The 18,959-nt window shown below is 64.4% G+C and carries 15 protein-coding genes; 4 read left to right on the top strand and 11 right to left on the bottom strand.

Translation table 11 applies throughout. The annotated features are described in order from the left end of the window. Positions 1–12 precede the first annotated feature (12 nt). Both CV102_RS12920 and folP read right to left on the bottom strand, forming a co-directional pair. Positions 13–789: a hypothetical protein gene (locus CV102_RS12920; protein WP_148858429.1), complete on the bottom strand. Its 777-nt coding sequence runs from the start codon at positions 787–789 to the stop codon at positions 13–15. Positions 790–883: 94 nt separating this feature from the next. Further along, positions 884–3,382: a dihydropteroate synthase gene (gene folP / locus CV102_RS12915; RefSeq protein WP_148858428.1), complete on the bottom strand. Its 2,499-nt coding sequence runs from the start codon at positions 3,380–3,382 to the stop codon at positions 884–886. Between the two features lie 152 nt (positions 3,383–3,534). Between folP and CV102_RS12910 the strand changes: the two genes are divergently transcribed. Then, entirely contained in the window at positions 3,535–4,329 is a 795-nt protein-coding gene (locus CV102_RS12910; RefSeq protein ID WP_148858427.1) for a S26 family signal peptidase, read from the top strand. Between the two features lie 72 nt (positions 4,330–4,401). On the opposite strand, the gene CV102_RS12905 is transcribed toward CV102_RS12910, so the two are convergent. Both CV102_RS12905 and CV102_RS12900 read right to left on the bottom strand, forming a co-directional pair. Further along, the gene (locus CV102_RS12905) at positions 4,402–5,220 is read right to left on the bottom strand and encodes a hypothetical protein (protein WP_148858426.1); all 819 of its coding nucleotides are present in this window, start codon (positions 5,218–5,220) and stop codon (positions 4,402–4,404) included. 91 nt (positions 5,221–5,311) lie between these two features. Then, positions 5,312–6,094 carry an ABC transporter ATP-binding protein gene (locus CV102_RS12900; RefSeq protein ID WP_148858425.1) on the bottom strand — a complete coding sequence of 261 codons (783 nt, stop codon included), beginning with the start codon at positions 6,092–6,094 and terminating at the stop codon, positions 5,312–5,314. Positions 6,095–6,334: 240 nt separating this feature from the next. Between CV102_RS12900 and CV102_RS12895 the strand changes: the two genes are divergently transcribed. Continuing rightward, the gene (locus CV102_RS12895; RefSeq protein ID WP_148858424.1) at positions 6,335–7,996 is read left to right on the top strand and encodes a hypothetical protein; all 1,662 of its coding nucleotides are present in this window, start codon (positions 6,335–6,337) and stop codon (positions 7,994–7,996) included. A 389-nt stretch (positions 7,997–8,385) separates the two neighbouring features. Here the strand turns inward: CV102_RS12895 and CV102_RS12890 are convergent, their stop codons facing one another. Both CV102_RS12890 and CV102_RS12885 read right to left on the bottom strand, forming a co-directional pair. Beyond that, a complete protein-coding gene (locus CV102_RS12890; RefSeq protein WP_148858423.1) occupies positions 8,386–8,607 on the bottom strand; it encodes a hypothetical protein in 222 nt (73 codons plus the stop codon). A gap of 295 nt (positions 8,608–8,902) precedes the next feature. Continuing rightward, on the bottom strand, positions 8,903–9,568 hold the full coding sequence (locus CV102_RS12885; protein WP_148858422.1) for a helix-turn-helix domain-containing protein: 666 nt from the start codon (positions 9,566–9,568) through the stop codon (positions 8,903–8,905). Positions 9,569–10,168: 600 nt separating this feature from the next. Here CV102_RS12885 and CV102_RS12880 point away from each other — a divergent pair. Further along, positions 10,169–10,594, top strand: a complete 426-nt coding sequence (locus CV102_RS12880; protein ID WP_148858421.1) for an EamA family transporter — start codon at positions 10,169–10,171, stop codon at positions 10,592–10,594. Between the two features lie 379 nt (positions 10,595–10,973). Further along, positions 10,974–11,627 (top strand): ribonuclease HI family protein, encoded by a 654-nt coding sequence (locus CV102_RS12875; RefSeq protein WP_148858589.1) that lies wholly within the window; start codon positions 10,974–10,976, stop codon positions 11,625–11,627. Between the two features lie 616 nt (positions 11,628–12,243). On the opposite strand, the gene carB is transcribed toward CV102_RS12875, so the two are convergent. The 5 genes from carB to CV102_RS12845 form a co-directional block, all read right to left on the bottom strand. Further along, complete coding sequence (carB, locus tag CV102_RS12865) at positions 12,244–15,477, bottom strand: carbamoyl-phosphate synthase large subunit (RefSeq protein WP_148858420.1); 3,234 nt, start codon at positions 15,475–15,477, stop codon at positions 12,244–12,246. Between the two features lie 121 nt (positions 15,478–15,598). Beyond that, complete coding sequence (locus tag CV102_RS12860; protein ID WP_148858419.1) at positions 15,599–16,165, bottom strand: GrpB family protein; 567 nt, start codon at positions 16,163–16,165, stop codon at positions 15,599–15,601. Positions 16,166–16,445: 280 nt separating this feature from the next. Then, entirely contained in the window at positions 16,446–16,982 is a 537-nt protein-coding gene (locus CV102_RS12855) for a DUF5815 family protein (protein WP_148858418.1), read from the bottom strand. A 48-nt stretch (positions 16,983–17,030) separates the two neighbouring features. After that, on the bottom strand, positions 17,031–17,903 hold the full coding sequence (locus CV102_RS12850) for an ABC transporter permease subunit (RefSeq protein ID WP_148858417.1): 873 nt from the start codon (positions 17,901–17,903) through the stop codon (positions 17,031–17,033). Next, positions 17,900–18,817, bottom strand: a complete 918-nt coding sequence (locus CV102_RS12845; RefSeq protein WP_148858416.1) for an ABC transporter ATP-binding protein — start codon at positions 18,815–18,817, stop codon at positions 17,900–17,902. The genes CV102_RS12850 and CV102_RS12845 overlap by 4 nt, the downstream gene beginning before the upstream one ends. Between the last annotated feature and the right edge of the window lie 142 nt (positions 18,818–18,959).

Below are 18,959 nucleotides of genomic sequence, written 5' to 3'. Positions count from 1 at the left end.
CCGGGGCGCCGACTACGTATTATCCTCGTCGTCCGTTTCCGCGTCCGTCTCGTCGTCGACACCGGCTTCGACGTCCTCGTCCTCGCCCTCATCTTCGTCCGGCTCGACCTTCATATCCGACGCGTCCTCCTCCGGGGTCTCTTCGGGCTCCGTCGAGTCGGTCTGGGTCGGCTGGGCCTGTTCGGGGTCTGGACCCGTGGCCTCGGCCGTTTCCTCGGCCATCGCCGTGTCCGAGACGTCGATTTCCGTCGTGTCGTCGTCGGTGTTGCGTCGGGGGTCGTCGTCCTCCTTCTCGGCGCTGGGTTTCGACCGCGGCTCCGATTCTTCCGGATCGTCCGTGAATTCGATCTGTGATCCCGTGTCACCTTCCTCTCCGAGCTGTGCCGACTCCGAGACCTCGCCGCTCCCGCCGATCTGTGACTCCTGTCCGGAGTCCGGACGCTCGGCTGCCGCGTGGGCTTCGTCCGAGGTTTCTTTCCCGTCGGTTTCGCCGTCGATCTCGTCCGTACTCGGCTCGAAGGTCGTCTCCTCGCTCGAGGCCCGCTGGCGGAGTCCGAGCCTGAGCAGTCCGGCGCCGGCGGCGGCCTTCGGCAGCGCTCGAAGCTGGCCGCGAGCCAGCGAGCGAAGCGTCGACAGCAACAAGAGCCCGCCACCGAGCACGGCGAGTTTGCCATCGCGGGCGCTGTCGGTCGCGACCGACACCGCTGTATTCATCGGGTCGTCCGCGAGTTCTTCCAGTCCCTCTGCCTCGACGGTCGACTGCAGATCGTGTTCGTGTTCATCTGTCATATATCTGTCACCGGGTACGTCGCACTCACGATCAGTATGCTTTCGGAACAGTTGAAGGTTGGACCGGCAGGTGCGACGGTGATCGAGCCGCGTCTTACCACTCGAACGCGTCCGGATCGCGCGCTGCGAGCGCCGTTCGCACCGCAGCGACGTTTTCAGGGACGTCGTGGACCCGGACGAGATCCGCCCCGCGATCCGCCGCGAGCGCGCTCGCCGCGACGGTCGCCTCGAGACGCTCGCCGGCGTCGCGGCCGACGTGATCGAACATCGACTTGTGCGAGTGGCCGAAGAGGATTGGGCAGCCGAGCGCCCGGAACTCGTCGATTCGGTCGAGTAGTTCGAAGCTCTCGCGAGCCGACTTGCCAAAGCCGACGCCGGGATCGACGACGATGTCCTCCCGGTCGAGACCGGCCTTCTCGGCCAGCAGGATTCGCTCCTGAAGCTGGTCGATGACGTCCTCGACGACGTCGTCGTACTCGACGTCGCGATCCGGGACGACGGGCGCGTCGATGCTGTGCATCACGACCAGCGCCGCGTCGTGTGCCGCCGCGACGAAGCGCATCTCGGGGTCCTCGAGTCCCGAGACGTCGTTGATAATATCCGCACCGGCCTCGAGCGCCGCGTCGGCGACGGCGGCCTTTCGCGTGTCGATCGAGACGTGGACGTCGAGGTCGGCGATCCGCTCGATCACGGGGACGACGCGGTCGATCTCCTCCTGGGTCGGGACGGGGTCGGCGCCCGGCCGTGTGGACTCACCGCCGACGTCGATGACGTCCACGTCGGCCTCGACCATCGCCTCGGCGCGGGTGAGGGCGTCTTCGAGCGCGTCGTATTCGCCGCCGTCGTGAAAGCTGTCCGGCGTGACGTTCAGGATCCCCATAACGGCCGTTCGGTCGGTCCAGGGGTACCGCGAACTGGCGCTCGATTCGGACCCGACCGCAGGCCTCGGCGAGCCGCCCGCCTCGAGTTCGAGGCGCTCTCGCAGCTCTCGTGCGACCTCCGACAGCCCGTCGGATCGCCCCTCGAGCCGGTCGACGAGTCGCTCGAACTGCGCGAGCGTCCCCATCAGGACGGCGTCGACCGCCTCGTCGCCGCGCTCGAGTCCGGAGAGGGTACACTCACCGTCGACGCGGAGCAGTTCCTCCCGCAGGGCGGTCGCCTGGCGGTGACGCAGATTCGTCTTCACGACGCGGTGGACCGCCGACCCCGACGTTCGATCGACGTCGGCCGCGGTCGCGGTTGCCCCTTCGAGCGCCTCACGGGCGTCGTCGAGGTCGCGAATCCGTTTCGGGATCCCCGCGTTCGTCCACCGCGAGCGCGCCTCCGCGACCGCGAACAGCGAGCCGGTGACGAGCACGCAGTCGGTTTCGTCGCTCGTCGTGAGCGCGCTCGAGAGGGCGTCCTGGACGGATGGGGAGCTCCGAACGTCGGTGCCGTCTCCCGTTCGCTCGAACACTTCCGCGAGGACGTCGGGGTCCTCGGCGCGGTCGAGGTCCGGCTCGGTCGCGACGACGGTGTCGGGGGTCGGCAGCGCCGCGGCCATCTCGCCGTGGTCCTTGTCGTGCATCGCCCCGACGACGAGGTGCAGGTCGTCGTACTCGTAGGTGCCGAGCGTCTCCGCCAGCTGCTCGCAGGCGCCGGGGTTGTGCGCCCCGTCTAAGATCACCAGCGGCTCGGTGTCGATCACCTCGAAGCGGCCCGGCCAGTGGGCGTTCCGAAGACCGCGCGCGATGTCGTCGTCCGAAACGTCCGCCACCTGCCGGGCGAGCGTCGCGGCGATCCCCGCGTTCTCGGCCTGGTGACTGCCGAGCAAGGGAATCCGCGTCTCGAGTGCACCGTCGCCAGCGTCGATCGAGACGGCGGCCTCGGTGTGGTTCGTCCGGCCGCCGTAGGCGACCCGGACGTTCGGCGTCTCCTCGTCGATCGCCGCACCAGCGACGGCCGTTCCGACGGTGACGACCTCGCCGGCGACCTCGCGGATCCCCTCGAGTGGCTCGCCTTTTACGCCGGTGACGAGCGGGGCGTCGGCGGGAGCGACGTGGGCCTTGTCGCGGGCGATCTCTGCCTCGGTGTCGCCAAGGATGCCGGTGTGCTCCAAGGTCACGCTCGTGACCGCGCTCGCGACCGGATCGACGACGCTGGTGGCGTCGTAGCGGCCGCCGATGCCGACCTCGAGGACGGCCACGTCGACGTCCGCGCGATCGAACTGCCAGATCGCCATCGCGGTCATCACCTCGAAGAAGGTCGGTGACTCGCCGTCGGCGCCCCGGTCGGTGACGTACTCGCGGGCCTCCTCGACGAACGAGCGGACCGCGGACCGGGGGATCTTGCGGCCGTCGACGCGAATCCGCTCACGCAGGTCCTCGAGGTGCGGCGAGGTGTAGAGTCCGACCGAGAGGCCCGCCTCCCGAAGCGTGCGCTCGAGCATCCGCGCCGTGCTTCCCTTCCCGTTCGAACCGGCGATCTGCACGAATTCGACGCCCTCCTGTGGGTCCTCGAGGTGGGCGAGTAACTGCGCCGTCGACGTCGTTCCCGGCTTCGGCCGGAAGCGCCGCAGACCGAATAAGAAGTCCGCCGCCTCGTGATACTCCATATCCGAACCAGCAAGTCCGGGCGCTTAGGGATGTCGGAGTTCGTCATCGCGTGTGGCTCTACTGAGGGGGTGTCTGCCGGAATCGAGTCTCGCGAGATCGGACGCTGAGATAGAGAAGAGTTTTAATTACCTGAAAGAACGTACCGCAGCAAGTGAGCGAGTCGGGCCCCGATGCGGAGAGACGGGAGAACACTGGCGGCTCCAGCGTCACGTACCGCGAGTCGGCCGAGGACGACGGATCCGGACGCCAGGTCTCTGACCCCGACGAATGGACTCTCGTGCGTGACGTTCTGAGCAGCGTCGCTATCGTCGTGCTCGTCGGACTGCTTCTCTTCGGGTTCAGTGGCGTCTGGCCGCCGCTGGTCGCCGTCGAGAGCGGCAGTATGGAACCGAATATGCAGGTCGGTGATCTCGTCGTCATCACTGCGGACGATCGCTTCGTCGGTGACGATCCCGCCGGGGAGACCGGTGTCGTGGCGCTCGAGGACAGTCAGGATCACGAGAAGTTCGGGAACGACGGCGACGTCGTCGTCTTTGCACCCGACGGCGACGACTCTCGGACGCCGATAATCCACCGCGCACACTTCTGGGTCGAAGCTGGCGAAAACTGGGTCGACACGAAGGCGAACGAGGAGTACGTCGGTGGAGGCTCCTGCGCCGAAATCGAGAACTGTCCGGCGCCCCACGACGGCTTCATCACCAAGGGTGACGCGAATCCCCTTTACGACCAGGCTGGCGGCCTGTCGACTCCGGAGAACGACGTCGTCAAACCGGAGTGGGTACTGGGGAAAGCGTCGTTCCGGATCCCCTGGCTCGGCTACGTCCGTCTCACCGTCGACCAACTGCTCGTGACTGGACTGGGACCGCTCGGCGCAGCCGCGATCGCTTCCACCGCTGGAATCGCGTTCACCGGCACCCTCGCAGCCGGACGTCTGCGCCGCCTGTAGAACCAGCAACTCCGGACGTTTCGGATGGCGCACTCGGGGTTCGGGTTCCAACGATGGATCGATGGACCCCGCTCATCGCCGGTGCTGGCCGACGAACCGACCGCCGTTCCACCCCCGAAGTCGTGCTCGGAGCGCCGCCTCGAGCGCTCCGACGAGCGCGAGAACGACGGCGTACGGGCCGAACAGCAGCAGGTGGACGGGGCTCTCGGTCGCGACGAACACCTCGACGATCAGGAAGTAGGGAACGACGACGGCGAACAGAGCGGCCGGGAAGAGCAGTCCCCTGGCGAGCACCGCCCAGATCGGGACTGCCGTAACGGCGGCGGCGACGGCGAAGACGACCAGTGTGGCGAGAGATGGCCTGATCCCGGCTCGAACCACCAGCAGCGCGGTCGCGACGCCGACGAGTCCAGCGAACCCGGCGACGGTTCCCGCGAGCGTCGCACGCGAGAGTGGTAACGGCGGAAGGTTCCGGAGCCGTCGGTCGGCGACGTCGTAGCCGCGGCGGATCGCGAACTCGAGGAGGCCCGCGACCAGCGCGAGCGAGAGCCAGACGTACCACGTGTTCGCGTAGCTGGCGACGTGCGTCGGTCCGTCGACGACCACGTACCCACCCAGTTCGCCCCACTCGGGCATCGGCGTAGTGAGTTCGACGTACGTCGTTCCGACCAGCGCGACGAGAAAGCCCACGGCCGGGGAGAGCAGACGCGTATGTGCTGAGACGAGGAGCGGAACGAACCCGACCGCGAAGACGGGGATCACGAGGCCGGCGACATCGACGGTCGACTCGAGCGTGGGGTAGCCGGCGCGGGCGTACAGCGCGAGGACGACGGCAACGTTCGCGAGTCCGCCGGCGGCCGCGAGTCCGATCGTCCGGAGGGATGGACGCATCCTTTCGAATATAACTCTATATCTACATATAGGTTCGCCAACACGCGACTCGCCGTCCCGGCGGCTCTCGCGGAGCCGTCCGGAGCGCCGCTCACTCTGCCGGCGACCCCGCGGCGTGGCCGTCGGCCGGACTGTCCTGTGTAATCTCGAGGAACGCCTCCTCGAGACTGCGCGTCTCACCCGTCTCCGCGCGGGATTTGAGCGTCTCGGGGTCGCCCTGTGCGACCAGTTTGCCGTCGTGGATCACGCCGATCTCGTCGGCCAGTTCGTCGACGACGGGGAGGATGTGCGTCGAGAGGAAGATCGTCATCTCGCGGTCGGCGAGGTCGGCGATCGTCTCCCGCATCGTCCGGGCGGCGCGCGGATCCAGCCCGCTCGTGGGTTCGTCGAGGAAGGCGACGACCGGTTCGTGGAGCACAGCCTGGATGACGCCGACCTTCTGGCGCATTCCCTTCGAGTAGCCCTCGATGCGACGGTCGGCGTCGGCGAGCAGATCGAACCGCTCGAGCAGCGACTCGATCCGTTCTGCGGCGTCGTCTTCGGTCAGGTCCCGGAGTCCGGCGGCGTACTCGAGCTGTTCGCGGCCGGTGAGTTCGTCGTAGATCGGCGGCTCTTCCGGCAGGTAGCCGATGTGTGGCGTCACGGCCTCCCGATCGGTGATCGGGTAGCCGGCGACGCGCGCCGTCCCCGACGTCGGCCGGGTGAGCGTCGTCAGCATCCGCATCGTCGTCGTCTTGCCTGCACCGTTTGGACCGAGAAATCCGTAAACGGTCCCACGGTCGACCGTCATCGTCGCCCCTGAGACGGCCGTCGTCTCCCCGTACTGTTTCGTGAGGTCGTCGGTTTCGATGGCGGGGACATCGGCGGGACTCATAGCCGTCTCGTTTCGCCACTCACCACGTAAAACCACGACATATCGGCCGGGTAACCGGTCGGAGACGGCGAAGTGGCCACTCTCGACGCGCTCGCGTCCCCGAGTGAGAACGGTCCGGAGCAGCGAGACGCTGGCTCGAGCGCATGACAGCATCCAAACCGTTTATTGGATCCGGGACGGGCTATCGATCATGGTTCCCATAACGGTACGCCGTCATCGATTCGTCGACGGGAGGAGACGATGACGTCCGTCCCCCTCGCCGTCGCCAGGACGGAGTTTCGACGGACGGTCCGCTCGGTGACTGCCGATCGGACGAAACTGCTGTTGCTGGCGCTGTTCGCGCTGTTCGTCTCCGGGTCGATCGCGGCCGCCGGCGGCTATCTGCTCCCCTCGCTCGGCGAGCACTTCGCGGCGTCGGCGACGGCGGAGACGACGGCGGTCGCGACGGAGATCGCCTCCGGCGGCGCCGCAGTCGGCTGGCTCGCGCTGGTCGGGATGGCCGCGATACGGGCGTTTACCGCGGCGACCGACCCCGACGAGTCGGCCTTCCTGCTCGTTTCGACGTCGGTCCGAAACGTCACCGTCGGCGTCGTCCTCGCCGAACTGCTACTGTTCGGCGCCTGGCTGCTCCCGCCGGCGATGCTGCTCTCGAGCGCGTTCGCCGTCGGTGCCGGCACGGTCGCGCCGGTTTTCGCCGCCGTACTCGTCGTCGTGCTCGCGCTCCTCACCGCCGTTCCGCTCGGCTTCGTGCTCGGTATCTGGGTTCGACACCTGGTCACCGTCTACGAGCCGATCGCCCGCTACCGGTGGGTGATCTTCGTCGGCTTCTGGGGCGCCTACTTCGGGGCGCTCGCGAGCGGCCAGTTCGATCTCGTTATCAGCGAGCTATTCGTCACCCTCCAGGACAGTCCGCTCGGCTGGATCGGCCACCTCCTGCTAGCCGGTGTTCCGAACGTCCCGGCCTCGAACACTGCGATCCTCGGCGCGGTCGTCGGCACGGCACTCGTCGGGGCGCTCGCGTTCGCCGTCGCGATCGCTTCCGCGAGGGTCCACTGGTTTGCCGATCCGGCACGGTTCGACGACGAGGAGGCGTCGTCGGCGACGGATTCCTCGGGTCGCCTCGCCGGCGCGCTCGCTCGCGGACTCGGTCGGCCGGTTCGAACGGTGACGATCACCGCGATCCGCCGGACCAGGCGAGCCCCGATCCGGCTGGTGTACGTTGCCTACCCGCTGTTCGGCGCCATCGGGTTCGTCCAGGTGATCGTCCAGAGCGGGACGGTACCGTCGTACGTCGCCGTCCTCCTCTCGCTGTACGTCGTCTGGGCGGCCGGCGCTCTGTTCACGCTCAACCCGCTCGGCGATCTCGGACGGGCGCTGCCCGCGGTCGTCACCTCGACGCTCTCGGGTCGCCAGGCGATCGCCGGACTCGTGGTCGCCGGCGCGCTCGTCGCGGCGCCGGTCGGGCTTCTCGTCTCGCTCGGGCTCGGCCTCGTCAGTCCGCTCTCGCTCGAGCACACCGCGACGTTGGTCGCGGCCACGGTCGTCGGCACCGTCGTAACGCCCGCGCTCGCGACCGGCGTCGGAACGGCGTTTCCCCGCTTCGGCAGCGTCAACGTCACGAACAACCGCGAGGCCGTCGTGCCGAGCAAGACCGCGTTCCTCGTTTACTCGCTCGCGATCATCCTCCCAGCGGCCGCCGCAGCCGTGCTCTACACCGACGCAGCCGAACCGATCGCGTCGGTACTCGTCGCGACCGCCGCCTGGGCGCCCACGCCCGAACTCACGGTTACCGCCGGCCAGCTCACCGTCGCCGCCTGGACCGTCCTCGTCGTGGGTATCCTCGCGCCGCCGGTTTCGTTCCTCTACGCGCTCGAGACGTTCGATCTCTACACGCTTGACTAACGAAAACTCCGATAATTCCGTTGAACCCCTTGTCGGTGATAGGTTCCAGGAGTCGTGCTGAATACAGGGCGCGAACTTTTTCCGCCTCGGGTTCGCCTGTGGCGAACCTCTCGGCGCAAAAACTTCGATGAAAAAGGCGGACGGCTCGGCCTTCGGTCTCGCCGTCCGGGAACCGCGCTCGCTTTGCTCGCGCGGAGACTGGTAATGCATCCACACTCTGTATCTTGTACGCCGTTACTACCTGTCTCTGGACAGGTTGAATTGGGCGTGTGAGATACAGAGCGCGAATGTGGTATAGGCTGAGAACCGATCTGTGAGGGGAGTAGTCGGTCAGTCAGGTCACACACATACTTTCCATCACTTCCGGCTTGTTTTCGGAGAACAGGCAGTTATACAGCGGCTCCGAGAATAATGAGACCAGTCAACGCTATCATGAGGCCTGCTGCTTGGCGGGATGCATACCACGCTTCAGATAGCTCTATGTTTTCTACATCCTGATTAGAAAACCATGATATCCTCTTTTTGTTTATGAATCCAACCCATTCAGACTTCACCATCATAGAGAGCCCAAGTATTGTGAGGAACACGCCAAGCAAGAGGGCACCTGCCATAAATAATGGTATAACTTTAGGTATGTGAATTTGACCTATTTGGAGAAGAATATAGTGTTCAGTATGCACGGGTAGTGAGCGGACGGTGCGCCGGTTTCGGCTGAAACAAGCGAAGTCGCCGTGCTGCACTAATCCTCTCTATTCAGCAGACTGTTTTTGACAGATTCTATAGGAAGCAGTCAGACAGTGCTGAATAGAGAGCGCGTTTCGATCACGACACTCACTCCCAGGAAGCTGACGAAGACACATCGTGCCCTCGGGGTGATATCGTCGCCACTGCACCGAGTAGCCGTCATCAATCTGGCTTCTCACTGTCATCCATCAGGGAAGAAATGATGAGTCGTTTGGTCCCACGCCGAAGGAGGCCACTGGCTGCAGGTTGAGAGATATCCAGATTAGCGGCGACTTCGCTGAGAGTTGCGTTCCGTGGGTCTTCGAAATACCCTGTGTCGAGTGCGACGAGGAGTGCCTCTCGTTGGCTATCGGTCAACCCTGCGTCCGTATTTCCTAAACTAGCATATTCGTTCACGCGCAGTAAATCGATATCAATGTCGTTCTGTTCTGCATAGTCCCATAGAGGAGCCAGATTCGTCCGGTCGGGCATCCATACTGTTAGAATCCAGCCGTTTCCGTCGTTCTTCATATCGAGTATGACACCATTCGCGTTCGAAATGATTGGCGAGACGATCTTCGCTTCGTCTGTATACTCGAAGCTATAGACCGCCTTCTCGTCTCTGGTTTCAATAACTCGTTCAAACTCGCCAATGGTGTGATCGTTCCGCAATCCGTCTTCGAACTGGTGGAAATCAGATGACTGTATGCGATAGAAGAATTTCCCCGACGTAGGGTCAGTTCCTGCCTCTAACACCGACTTGACTTTCGCACTCTGGTCGTGAGTGACTGTCTTCGTGAGCACTATATCTGGGTGCTCGATTCGGACGACTGCTTTAATATCGGTCACTTTTCTATAGGGTAGGTGTCCTTAATATATGAGCATGTATATCTGGTGAACCCCTTCGCAACTATCAGAACCGGTTTGCTGCATACAGAGGATACAGAAAGCATCGACGGTGCGTTCCGAATCGGAGTCAGCGAAACGTTACATACAGAGTCTGCGTTCAGCAGTCGGGCGCTGTTCTCTGGGTCAGTGAAACGGAGGCTGCTGGGGGACAACAGAAGAGAGCGGTCCGGCGGAGTTGGTGGTACACTGCTCAGAACGAGGGCGAACGCGCATCGAAAATCTCTGGTGGCGTTCTCTGGGCGCTAATCATCCTTGTTGCTTGCCCTCGTCGTCCTCGCTGCATCCACCGAGCAACCTGCGAAAGCGGTCAGGCATGCATTCTTCTAGACCCGATATAAATGGATTATTCGATTAAGAGAGAGACCAATCCGGGCACGGTCGGTATGCATTATGTATGCCACAGAGATACCGTGCCGATAACCGAGGCAGCGACACTGAACCAAAATTCTACCTCCCCGCCGTGGACACCCCACCGTTCTATGTCAGTCACTTCGAGCGTCTCTGGGCGTCGCTATTCAACCAGTACGTTGAATCATCATAATGGGTTTCCCTGAGATAGATTCGGCTGTGTTCTTTGGTTCGATTACAATGGTAACCTGGGGAATCTGGGTAGTCCTGGGCAACGCTGCGTCGGAGTCTATCGACCCGAGGACGGCCGCCGCGATCTCCTATCTCGTTGCGGCACCCCTTGCACTCGGATACATCCTCGTTTCAGACGCATCGCTTGCCATTACTGCGAGAGGCGGACTGCTCGCTGGCGTGGCCGGATTGTTCACCGGAATAGGCCTGATTTCGATGTACATCGGCCTTTCCGGAGGGTCGACAACCGTCGTTTCTACTCTCGGTGCGATGTACTTCGTCGTCGCAGCTCTCATCGGTATGGTCGTCCTCGGAGACGAAGTTACGATAACGAGATTTGCCGGGATAGTGTTCGCAGTTATTGGGGTTATCTTGGTTTCCCAATAGATTAGCCCTCCGCGATCATTGGGCATGGTGTAGTACTCTCGAAAAAAGTGAGCCAAGGCGCGTCTTCGGCTTTCTTAGTAGGTATCAGAGGAAGTAGAATCCTTCTCGTTGCTGGTTCATCTGTATCTACCAGTCCACCTGTCTCCGTCTGCACTCGTCACCGTGATGGATTTGCGCTCTGTATCCAGCGCGCCGCTTATATCAATAATCTTATATCATGAGAGGTCGGCTGATTCAACGCAGCCTGCCACCGGGCCACCTGAAGAGATTATCCCGCTTGACCTCCGAGGACCGATATGCAGTGGTGCGACCAGCCAACGGGATCGTCCGAGAGCGAGAGGGGAAGAGCCTGGAACCGAGGCTCGAAGAGGCAAGTGGCGTGACCGACGACCCCCTCCCGGCCGAACACCTCTCGCCGCTCGCCGCGCTCGCCGATGAGGTACTCGCAGGCGTCGGCTACGAGGTGGCGGCCGCTACCGACGCCATCGACGAGGCTGTCCCCGGCTACGGCGGTCTATTCGATCCCGCAACCACTCCGGCCGAGTTGCGTCGCGCGCTCGAGAGCCTGCTAGAGTCGGAACTCGCCCGACCACCCGTTCCCGAGCCGACGAGCGACGCGTTCGTCCTCTACGTCGACGGCAGTTCGCGCGGCAACCCCGGCCCCGCAGGCGCGGGCGCTGTCATCGTGGATGCTGCGGAGGACCAACTCGCCCGTCTCGGCCGACCCGTCGGCTCCCGAACGGGGAACAACACCGCCGAATACGTCGCCCTCCAGCTCGGGCTCTCCGAACTGTTGGCTCGCTACGAGCCGCGCAGGCTGGAAGTGCGCATCGACTCGATGACGGTCATCCGAGATGTCTGGGGTGGCAATAACCCGACGGAACCGGGCGTCGAGACGTACAGCGAGGCCGTCACGGCAGCACTGGCGAGCATTCCGGAACACCAGTACACGCATCTGGCCGACAGCGACCCGAACCCCGCCGACGCACTGGCGACGGTGGGAGCCGATATCGCGGCCTTCGGACCTGGATAGTAGAGTTACGCCGCTTACAATTCGAAATTCCGGCTCTGTTGCAATCCTCAGCAGTGATAGTAGCCACTGAACGTCAGTGCAGACCCGATCGCACGACGGGAGCGCGGGTCGGAGTGAGCGCGGTTCGGAACGTGCGCGGTTCGGAACGAACGAAGTGAGTGAGAACCGCGAAGCGAACGGGGAGGAACGACCCGTGAGCAAACGAAGTGAGTGAGAACCGCGAAGCGAACGGGGAGGAACGACCCGTGAGCAAACGAAGTGAGTGAGAACCGCGAAGCGAACGGGGAGGAACGACCCGTGAGCAAACGAAGTGAGTGAGAACCGCGAAGCGAACGGGGAGGAACGACCCGTGAGCGACGCGAGCGAGACCCGCGGACAGTGCGATCGGTGTGGAAACCGTTTCAGTTGGTACTATACTAGAACCCACGTGCTGACTACACCCGCTGTATTCAGCAGCGAACGTCTATCAGTTAGTGACGAGTGCAACAGAGTCACTTCGATAAGAAAAGCGCCGGTCGCTCGCGGGTGCAGTATGCGGACCAACCGCAATAAAAAGCCCTTCAGCCAAACAAAAGAATAATCGGCAGTCTGTTTGCCGTCGAATCAGCCGGACCGATCAGTCCGAGCGGCCCCACTCGCCGACCTGCTTCGGCCGGTCGGTGATCGACTGGACGTCGATCGGTTCGTCCTTCGCCTCGAGCGCCTCGAGTGCGGCCTTCGCGCTCGCGGGCGTCGAGAAGTACGTTACTTCCTCCTCGACGGCGACCTCGAGCAGGTTGCGGTCGCGCGAGATGATCAGGTCGACTTTCCCCTCCTTGACGGCCTGCACGAGGTCGACCTCCTCGCAGAGGTCGAACTGTTCGGTGAAGCCGGCGACCAGTTCCTCGCCCGCGTCGGTGTCCGGATCGGGGAAGGCGTCGGCCGAGAGGTCGATGATGGCGGTGCCCGATTCGGGAATCGGCTTGCCGGTCGCGTCCTGGGCCTTGTCGTAGGCTCTGCCGAAGGAGTCTGCGCTGCCCATGACCTCACCGGTGGACTTCATCTCCGGACCGAGGCGCGGATCGGAGCCCGGCAGGCGGTCGAACGGCAGGACGACCTCTTTGATCGAGGTCTGTTCGGGGATCTGCTCCTCGACGTCGAGTTCCTCGAGCGAGTTGCCGGCCATGACCTTCGCCGCCAGCTTGGCGATCGGGACGCCGGTCGCCTTCGAGATGAAGGGAACGGTACGCGAGGAGCGCGGGTTGGCCTCGAGGACGTACACCTCTCCATCGCGAACCGCGAGCTGGACGTTCAGCAGTCCGACGGTGTCGAGCGCGTCGGCGATATCCTCGGTGACTTCGCGGACGCGAGCGAGCGTCTCGTCGTCGAGCGAGCGCGGCGGGATCATACAGGCCGAGTCGCCGGAGTGGACCCCGGCGGCCTCGACGTGTTCCATGATGCCGCCGATCAGGACGTCCTCGCCGTCGGAAACGGCGTCGACGTCCAGTTCGACCGCGTTCGCGAGGAAGTCGTCCACGAGGATCGGCTTATCGGGAGAGACGCGAACGGCCTCCTCGATGTAGCGCTCGAGTTCCTCGTCGTCGTAGACGACCTCCATCGCGCGGCCGCCCAGCACGTAGGACGGACGCACGAGGACCGGGTAGCCGATGTCGTGGGCGAGTTCGAGCGCCTCCGTCTTCGAGAAGGCGGTTCCGCCCTCGGGCTGGGCGATGCCCATCTCGTCCATCAGGGCGTTAAAGCGGTCGCGGTCCTCCGCTAAGTCCATCGCTTCGACGCTGGTTCCCATGACCGAGCAGTCGAGGCCGCGGCGGTCGATCTCCTCTTGCAGCGGTTCGCCGATGTTGACCGACGTCTGGCCGCCGAACTGGACCATCACGCCGTCGGCGTCGGCCGCCTCGGCGACGTCCGCGACCTCTTCGGCCGTGATCGGCTCGAAGAAGAGGCCGTCGGAGGTGTCGTAGTCCGTCGAGACGGTTTCGGGGTTGTTGTTGACGACGTGGGCGTCGATGCCCATGTCGCGCAGCGCCTGGACCGCGTGGACCGAACAGTAGTCGAACTCGACGCCCTGTCCGATCCGGATCGGGCCGCCGCCGACCACGATGACGCTCTCGACGTCGCGGTCGACCTCGAGTTCGCCCGCGGCGGCCGCACCCTCGAGCGGGCCCGACTCGAACTCGGACCTGCGCGCGGAGTAGTAGTACGGCGTCTCCGCGGCGAACTCGCCGGCGCAGGTGTCGACCTGCTTGTAGGTGCGGCCTGGGACCTCCTGTTCGACGGTGTCGACGTCGACGTCGCCGCCCGCGGTCGCGGCGATCGTCGCGTTGGTGTGGCCGGCGATGGCGGCCTCGGTGAAGTCGCCCTCCTGGGCGGCGCGAGTCGAGTCGGCGATGCGCTTGAACCGCTCGGTGTACCACTCGAAGATACCCGTCAGCTCGACGACCTCCTCGGTGGTGTAGCCGCGCTCGAAGGCCTCGAACATCGCGTACGGCCTGTCCGGGGAGGGCCGCTCGAGGTAGTGGTCCTCGAGCACCTCGTCGCTCACGTCGGCCCAGTCGACGTCGGGCTCGTACTCGCTCGAACGCAGCGCCTTCAGCAGCGACTCCTCGAAGGTGCGCCCGATGGCCATCGCCTCGCCCGTCGACTTCATCGCCGTCGTCAGCTCGAAGTCGACGTCGTCGAACTTGTCCTTGGGCCACCGCGGAACTTTCGTCACCACGTAGTCGATCGCGGGCTCGAAGGCCGCGGTCGTCTCGCCGGTGATCTCGTTGGTGATCTCGTGGAGGCGCTTGCCGAGCGCGACCTTCGCGGTCACGCGGGCGATCGGGTACCCCGTCGCCTTCGACGCGAGCGCCGAGGAGCGGGAGACGCGCGGGTTGACCTCGACTACCCGGTACTCGCCGCCGGGCGTCCCGTCGTCGCGCCAGGCGAACTGGATGTTACAGCCGCCCTGAATGCCGAGTTCGCGGATGACGTCGAGCGCCGCGGTGCGCATCTCCTGGTGGCCCTCGTCGGGGACGATCTGGGAGGGTGTGACGACCGTCGACTCCCCGGTGTGGATCCCCATCGGGTCGATGTTCTCCATGTTGCAGATGATGATACAGGAGTCGTCGGCGTCCCGCATCACCTCGTACTCGTACTCGACCCAGCCCGCGATCGACTCCGTAATGAGGACTTCGCTGTTCCGCGAGAGGCGCAGTCCCTTGCGGACGCGGGCGAGGAGTTCGTCCATCTCCCCGACGACGCCCGACCCGCTGCCGCCCAGCGTGTAGGTCGTCCGGGCGATCACCGGGAGCCCGCCGACCTCCTCGACGGCGGCCTCGACGCGCTCGCGGAGGTCCTCGTCCGTGATCTCGGTGGTGGACTCGCCCTCCTCGAGCGAGATCGTCGTCGACCCGGGCACTGGCTGGCCGATCTTCTCCATGCGCTGGCGGAAGAGGTCGCGGTCCTCGGTCGCGTAGATCGTGTCCAGCGGCGTGCCCATGATCTCGACGTCGTACTCCTCGAGCACGCCCTCTTCGGCGAGTTCGGCGGTGACGTTCAGTCCGGTCTGGCCGCCCAGGCCGGCGATGACGCCGTCTGGATTCTCCTTGGCGATGATCTCGGAGATGGCCTCGGTCGTGATCGGTTCGATGTAGACCCGATCGGCCATCTCCGGATCGGTCATGATCGTTGCGGGGTTCGAGTTGACGAGGACGACTCGAGCACCCTCCTCCTGAAGCGCTCGGCAGGCCTGTGCGCCGGAATAGTCGAATTCAGCAGCCTGTCCGATCTGGATCGGCCCGCTGCCGATCAGCAGGATCGTGCGTCCGTCCCCTGTGGCGTCCCCGTCGCCCTGGTGGTCCGTACTCATTGGTCCTGTCCATTCGGAGTTCGTACATCGTAATAAGCCCCACGAAACGATACGATTCTCGTAACTCGATTTCGAAATTCGAATAGACCGCCCGTTCCGGCGGGCGAGTGCGCCGACGAAATCAGTCTCTCGACGGGACGCTGAAATCGAACGTCAGGTCGTCGTCCGTCCGGGCGACCTCGAGAACGCGCCTCACGAACGTCGTCTTCCCCTCGGAGTAGGCCACAAGATCGTCGTGTTCGGCGGCGAGTTCGCGCTTCAGTCGTTCGTACTCCGCGCGGAGATCGGGGCGTGCAGCGAGGACGTCGCGCGTGATCACGCTGTGCTTCCAGCCGTCGCTCGAGGCCGCGAAGACGTGGTCGTTGAACCGCTGGCCGTCGTGCTCGCGAAAGACGGGATGCCACTCGTCGCTGTTCTCGACGCGAGTGCCGCCGAGTTCGTCGGCCAGCGTTCGCGACACCTCGCTCACGGCACCGTCGGCGACGACGACGTCGAGGTCGACGATGTCCTTCGCAGCGAGATTCGGGACGGCGGTCGAGCCGACGTGTTCGATCCGCTCGCAGTCGGCCTCGAGTCCGGTAATCGACAGCGCTTCTAACACGTAATCGCGTTCGGCGGTGAAGCGTTCGCTCCACGTCTCGTGGTTGGACGGCACGAGTTCGATCGGATCGTCGTCCGTATCGACCATTGTGTCTCCAACGCAGATGAGACGTTTCAGAGTTGGTGTCGTGTGTCAACCGGTACCGAGAGCCGAAACAGTGGGACGGGCAGGTAGACGATGTGTCGCTCCGGATCGCAAGCTACCCGGCTCCCGTCGAGGACGGTGTGCTACGTACCCTCAATGTAGCACGGTAACCCCAGCACAGACTCCAATTCATTTCGCGCGAATGATCCCGACCGATTCGGTGTCGAAATCGCGCACCGAACGACGAATACGCTCGAACGAGGCGCTCGATCGAAAACGACGGTCAGAGCGCTCGGTCGTGCTCGCTCTCGAACTCGCGCTGGCGGCGGTACTGCTCGACGAACTCGCTCACGTCGAACTCGAGCATCTGCGATTCGAACTCCGAGATCGCGGTGTCGTCCTCGGCGTGGCTGATCGCGTGCTCCATCAGTTCGACGACGAGTTCGACGACGATCTCGTGGAGCCGCCGAGAGTCGAAGTCCGTGACCCACAGCATCGAGTAGCCGACGGCTCCGTCGTCGCTCGCGTCGTGGGTGACGACGGCTTCCGGAAACTCCTCCATGACGACGCCGAGTAAGTGCGGCGTCCCGAACTCGTCGAACTCGTCGTCGGTCTCGACCAGTTCCTGGAGGACGACCACGAACGACTCGGGGAAGAACCGAGAGGGCGGGTGGACGTCGGTGACGACGGCGTGGGACTCGCCGCAGGAACAGGTGTACTCGCGCATCCCGAGATCGATCTCGTGGGGGTCGAGCGTTTCCCCACAGGGGAGCTCGAGCTGATCGTCGCCGCCGGAACCCGGTACGCGGGGCTCTGCCATTGCTTGCGATTGGGTCGGAGACAGTAAAAGGTCGACGACTCGGGACCCTCAGAGGTCGGCCGAGTTGAACCGGACGTAACCGACGGCGAGGGGGACGAGCAGCCACAGGGCGAGGACGACGATCCCGATCTCGGGGCTCGCGTAGAACGGCCCGGCGTCCGCGGCGCTCACCTCGACGCCGGCACCCGTCTGCGCCGGGTCGGCGCCGACCGTCTCAGCGAGGTCGGGCAACAGCGCGACGATCGTCGAGAAGTACGCCGAGGACGGCGAGAGCTGCGTGACGGTGAACACCCAGTCCGGAATCGTCGACGGGAACGAGAACCCCTCGACGACGTAGAGGACACCCATCGGGACCACGTCCCAGAGCAGTTCGAAGACGACGAAGAAGCCGAGCGCCAGCGTCGTCGCGCGCGAGGTCGACCCCGTCGTCGCCGAGATGCTGACGACGATGGCCGCGTAGACGGCCGCGAAGGCGAGCGTGACGAGGACGAACACCAGCACGGCGACGGCCTCGAGTTCGCCGAGCAACGCAGCGCCGAACCCGAGTCCGACGACGAGCCCGACCCCGAGTCCGAACGCGAGGACGGCGGCTCGTCCGAGGACCTTGCCGGCGAAGACCTGGCCGCGAGTGGTCGGCAGAGAGAGCAACAGCTTGATGCTCCCGAGTTCGCGCTCGCCCGCGAGGGACTTGTAACAGACGACGATCGCCGCCAGCGGGACGAACAGCCCGACGAGGCCGATCGTGAAGAAGAGCAGCCCGCCGAACGTCGCCCCCGTCGGCGAGCCAAACATCTCGGGGACCTCGACGTACGCGTACGTGGAGACGATCGAGAGCACGACGAAGACGGCGACGAGCGCCCACAGCGCCCGCGACTGGACGGCGTCGCGGAAATCCTTCTTCGCGACCGAGAGCCAGGTCATGCTTCGACCTCCTGTTTCTCGTTGGTGTACCGGACGAACAGGTCCTCGAGCGAGGATTCGACGACCGAAAAGTCCTGGACGGACGCGACCCGGTCGACCGCGTGCAGGACGGCGAACTTCGAGACGCCGTCGACGGTCACCCGCAGGCGGCCGTCGTCGATCGACGCGGTGCCGACGCCCTCGAGTTCCCGGACGCGCTCGAGAACGCCCTCGTCGAGTTCCGTGACGTAGACGTACAGCGTCTCGCCGACTTCCGTGGAGTCCCGGAGGCCGTCGATCGTGTCGACGGCGACAAGCTTCCCGCGGTTGATGATCGCCACGCGGTCGCAGACCGCCTCGACCTGCTCCATGACGTGACTCGAGAAGAACACCGTCGTCCCGCGGTCGTTCTCCTCGCGGATGATCTCGCGCATCTCGCGGGCGCCGTTGGGGTCCAGCCCCGTCGAGGGTTCGTCAAGGACGAGCAGGTCGGGGTCGCCGACCAGCGCCATCGCCAACACCAGCCGCTGGCGCATCCCTTTCGAGTAGCCGCCCGCCTTCCGATCGGCGGCGTCGGCGATCCGGACTCGCTCGAGCAGCGCCGTCGCATCCTCGTCGACGCCTTTCATTTCGATGGCGAACTCGACGTGCTGTCGACCGGTGAGCCGGTCGTAGACGTGGTAGCCGTCCGGGAGGACACCGGTTCGGCTGCGGACGGTCTGTCCAGCCGTCTGGGCGTCGTGGCCCAGCACGGTCGCCGTCCCGTCGGTCGGTCGGATGAAATCCAGCAGGATATCGATCGTCGTCGACTTGCCCGCCCCGTTCGGGCCCAGGAAGCCAAAGATTTCGCCTTCCCTGATTGTGAGATCGATTCCATCGACGGCGACGACGTCACCGAACCGTTTCGTCAGCCCCTCGAGTTCAATCGCCGCCATGTTCGATCCCCCAGAACGCCGTCAGATCCCTCAATGTCGGTGAGACGGAGTACATAGACGATCATCGGCGGCAGTTGGGATAAGTATTGTCGTTTTTCATACATATTGACAGGGGAACTACTCAAATATGTTTGAGCCAGGG

The sequence above is a fragment of the Natronococcus pandeyae genome (assembly GCF_008122205.1).
Classification (GTDB): Archaea; Halobacteriota; Halobacteria; order Halobacteriales; family Natrialbaceae; genus Natronococcus; species Natronococcus pandeyae.
The sequence above is the reverse complement of the archived record's forward strand: the minus strand, read 5'-3'. Positions and strand labels throughout refer to the sequence as shown.